At 65.6% G+C, this 4,154-nt stretch carries 4 protein-coding genes; all 4 read left to right on the top strand.

All coding sequences use genetic code 11. The features are described from left to right. Positions 1-1,319, top strand: a 1,319-nt coding sequence (locus JOZ76_RS02595; RefSeq protein WP_291697070.1) for a hypothetical protein, incomplete at its 5' end; no start/stop codon positions are given. Positions 1,320-1,491: 172 nt separating this feature from the next. Beyond that, the gene (locus JOZ76_RS02590; protein WP_291697069.1) at positions 1,492-2,220 is read left to right on the top strand and encodes a thermonuclease family protein; all 729 of its coding nucleotides are present in this window, start codon (positions 1,492-1,494) and stop codon (positions 2,218-2,220) included. 97 nt (positions 2,221-2,317) lie between these two features. Further along, a complete protein-coding gene (locus JOZ76_RS02585; protein WP_291697068.1) occupies positions 2,318-3,505 on the top strand; it encodes a pyridoxal-phosphate-dependent aminotransferase family protein in 1,188 nt (395 codons plus the stop codon). Positions 3,506-3,569: 64 nt separating this feature from the next. Beyond that, positions 3,570-4,154, top strand: a 585-nt coding sequence (locus JOZ76_RS02580) for an ABC transporter ATP-binding protein (protein WP_291697067.1), incomplete at its 3' end; no start/stop codon positions are given.

Genomic DNA, 4,154 nt, shown 5'->3' with positions numbered 1-4,154 from the left:
ATCTGCTGCGCTCGTTTGCGAAGAACGGTTTTATTCCGACCTATGCCGCGTTCAACCTGATCGGCGATCCCGACCTGCGGGGCCGCGAATTCCAGATGGCGCTGAGCGGCCTCAATGCGCGCGGCTACAAGAACTCCACGCTGTTGTTCAATCTTGCGCGCGTCTTCATCGCGCGCTCGCCGGCGGCCAGGCTGATCAACCCGCCCTGGCGCGGCATCGCCGAGCCGATGTGGGCGCCGGTGCAGATCCGCCACCGCTCGGCCTATTACGACGCCTTCTTTACCGAGGCGCTGCTCGGGTTTCTCGACACCGGGCTCGCCTCACCCGCACAGACCGCAGCGGCGCGGAGCGCGATCGCCGCCATGGTGGAGTTCTGCATCAAGACCAGCCGCGAGGAGGTGCGCGCGCAGGACGGCACGCCGTTCAACGTCGTCACCGCGCTGGCGCCGCCCCCGCATCCGCGCTTCTCCCGCTTCTTCGCCCAGATCAAGCAGGACCTCGGCTTCGGCATCTATGTGCCGGACTGCGACACCACGGCCTGCTCGTTCTCGGCCGCGACCCAGGCCGGCGCCGACGATCCTGTTCTCGACCAGCCGCTGCTTGATTTCTATGCCGGCTACCAGGTCAAAAGCGGCGCCAACGCGCCGCGCGTCACCGTGCCGATCAACGACAACATCGACTATGAGGGCGGGGTTGCCACCTGGATCGACAATCTGGCCGGCGAGCGCCCCTACGGCAATGATCTCGATCCCACGCTCAATCTCGACATTCTCGAGGTGAGCTTCCGCAATCTCGCCCGCTGGAAGGTGTTGGAGACGCCGCGGCGGCTCGCGACGGTCCAGGGCATCATTGCCTTCCAGAGGAAGCTCGCCGAGAGCGGGGCTTTCGCCAACCCGCGCTCGCACATCTACTATCTGCCCGAACTCTATTGCGCCTATTTCGGCCGCTGCTATGCCGCCTTCCTGGCGCTGCCGCTGCCTGCGCGGCGCGCGATCGACCCCGATGGCGCGCTCGATCTGATTCGCATCAAAGTGCTTGGCTATGTCGTCGGCGAACTGATCGCGGTCGAGATGAACGTGTTCGATGCGGCGCTGGCGCTGATCGCGCTCGGCCATCTCGGCGCCGAGCCCTCGACCTTCGTTCCCGCGCTCCGCTGCATCGTCGAGCATGTTGGCGAAGGCGGCCGGCACGGGCCGTACCGGGCCTATGAATGGAACAAGATGAAGACGCCGACCCGCATCCTGGTCGGTGGCAGCGAGGTCACCTCGGCCTTCGTGCTGATGGGGCTCGCCCTCGCGCGCCGCGCGATCCACCGTTAATACCTGTCGCAAGAGTTGCGGATTTTTGTTCCTTGTGACATGTCGAGGCAGAGTGGCGTTCGCGTGAAGTTGAACTGACGTGGAACCGGCGGCGCTGGCCCGCCGGCCAAATCCGCACCACAATCGTGGACCTTGAATACACGATCCCCTCAATTGCATCGGCATCATCAGCATGATTCGGAAAATCCTGCCCGCGATTGCCCTGTCGCTGCTGCCATCGCTCGCCGCGGCCGCGCCCGACATCACCGGCGTCGCAAAAGTCCGGGAGGGTGACACGGTCGTGATCGGCACCGCGCGCGTCCGCCTCGGCGGCGTTGACGCGCCGTCGGTGGACCAGCTCTGCATCAATGCCCAGCACGAGAAGTGGACCTGCGGCGTCTCGGCACGCGACGAACTCGCCAAACATGTCGACGGCAAGAGCTGGACCTGCCACGTCCGCCAGACCGACCGGCGCGGCCGGCAGGTGGCGCGGTGCGAGGTCGAGGGCGAGGACATCCAGAAATGGCTGGTGCGGAACGGATGGGCGCTGTCCTACCGCCAGTACTCGCATGACTACGACGCGGAGGAGGCTGCCGCGCGCGAGGACAAGGCCGGGATGTGGCAAGGTGCATTCATCGCGCCCTGGGATTGGCGCGTCCGCAACAAGAAGACGCCCATCCTCGGCGCGACCAAGCCGCCGGAGGACGCCAACGCGACCCTGCTCGCCTCGGCATCCGGCCCGGTCGCGCCCTCGCCCGAATGCAACATCAAGGGCAATGTCAACCGCTCCGGCGAATGCATCTACCACAAGCCGACCAGCCGCTGGTACGCCCAGATCAAGATGCAGATCGCCAAGGGCACGCGCTGGTTCTGCTCGGTCGAGGAGGCGGAAGCCGCCGGCTGCCGGGAGACCCGGAGGTAAACAGCTTTTCTTGCAACGCCTCCCCGCGTAAAAGCATCGCGCACGCGCTCGCGTCGCGTGTAAAAATGCGCTCGCTAGCAAACAAGGAAGAGCCGCAATGACCGTTCGCGCGGGCCGGGAGTTTCTGGCCATCCCGGGACCCACCACGATGCCCGATGCAGTGCTGCAGGCGATGCATCGCCCGGCGCTCGACATCTATTCGGAGCAGATGATCAATCTGACCGAAAGCCTGCTGCGCGATCTCTCAAAACTGTTCGCCACCCGCGGCAAGTCCTACATCTACATCGCCAACGGCCATGGCGCCTGGGAGGCCGTCATCTCCAACGTGCTGTCGCGCGGCGACAGGGTGCTGGTGCTGGAGAGCGGACGCTTCGCGATCGGCTGGGGCGAGGCGGCCCGCGCCATGGGCGCCGATGTCGAGGTGCTGAAGGGTGACTGGCGGCGCGCGGTGCAGCCGGCCGAGGTCGAGGCGCGGCTGCGCGCCGACAAGACGCATTCGATCAAGGCCATCATGGTGGCACAGGTCGACACGGCCTCGGGTGTCTGGAATGACATCGAGGCGATCGGCAAGGCGATCAAGGCAGCGGGTCATCCGGCGCTCTACATGGTCGACACCGTGGCCTCGCTTGGCTGCATGCCGTTCGCGATGGACGACTGGGGCATCGATGTCGCGATGTCCGGCTCGCAGAAGGGCCTGATGACGCCGCCGGGCCTCGGCTTCGTCGCCGCAAATGATCGCGCGATCGAGGTGCACAAGAAGGCCGGCCTGCGCACGCCCTATTGGGACTGGAGCGAGCGCGAGGGCAGCGAACATTATCGCCGCTATTGCGGCACGGCGCCGGTGCATCTCCTGTTCGCGCTGCGCCAGGCCATCGACATGATCTACGAGGAAGGGCTGGAGAATGCGTACCGCCGCCACCGGCTGCTGGGCGAAGCGGTGCGGCGCGCGGTCGCCGTCTGGGCCGAAGGCCAGGTGCTCGGCTTCAACATCGCCGACGCAGCCGAGCGCTCCGACACCGTGACCACCGTGACCATGGGCAATGGCCATGATCCCGCGCCGCTGCTGCGCTACTGCAAGGAGAAGTGCGGCGTCGTGATCGGGGTCGGAATCGGCGACCTGCAGGGCAAGGCGTTTCGCATCGCCCATATGGGTCATGTCAATGCGCCGATGGTCTTGGGCACGCTCGGCAGCATCGAGGTCGGATTGAACGCGCTCGATATTCCCCACGGCAAAGGCGGCATGGAAGCCGCCGTCGAATGGCTCGGCGAAAGTGTAACGCCGTAACGCATTCCTCGCGCCGTCTTTTAATGCTTATACTCCCTGGCAAGAGCAAAGCCGGGGGGATGGATTGGCGTCGGTTGAACTGCGCGGCCTGACCAAGCGCTACGGCTCGGTCGCGGCTGTCGACAATGTGTCGCTCAAGATCGATCACGGCCGGCTGGTCTGCCTGCTCGGCCCCTCCGGCTGCGGCAAGACCACGACGTTGCGGCTGATCGCGGGCTTCCTCGAACCCACCGCCGGCGAGATCCATGTCGGCGATCGCCTGGTCTCGTCGAAGGCGCGCACGCTGCCGCCCGAGGCCCGCAACATGTCGATGATCTTTCAGAGCTACGCGCTCTGGCCGCACATGACGGTCGCCGACAACGTCACCTACGGCCTCAAGCTGCGCAAGCTCGACCGCGTCACCATCGACAAGAAACTCGCCGCGATTCTCGCCACGACAAAACTCGCCGCGCTCGCGGACCGCTATCCCGGCGAGCTCTCCGGCGGCCAGCAGCAGCGCGTGGCGCTGGCGCGCGCGCTGATCGTCGAGCCGGAGACGCTGCTGCTCGATGAGCCGCTCTCGAATCTGGATGCGAATTTGCGCGAAGAAATGCGCTTCGAGATCCGGAGGCTGCACGACGAATATCGCTACACCACGGTCTATGTGACC

The organism is Bradyrhizobium sp. (assembly GCF_019244115.1).
In the GTDB taxonomy this organism is placed as follows: Bacteria; Pseudomonadota; Alphaproteobacteria; order Rhizobiales; family Xanthobacteraceae; genus Bradyrhizobium.
Note: the sequence above shows the minus strand (reverse complement) of the source record. Positions and strands in the feature narration are given on the sequence as shown.

What these genes read in the sequence shown, in the direction of transcription:
- JOZ76_RS02590 (WP_291697069.1), top strand. Translation starts at nt 1,492, where the DNA reads ATGATTCGGAAAATCCTGCCCGCGATTGCCCTGTCGCTGCTGCCATCG.
- JOZ76_RS02585 (WP_291697068.1), top strand. Translation starts at nt 2,318, where the DNA reads ATGACCGTTCGCGCGGGCCGGGAGTTTCTGGCCATCCCGGGACCCACC.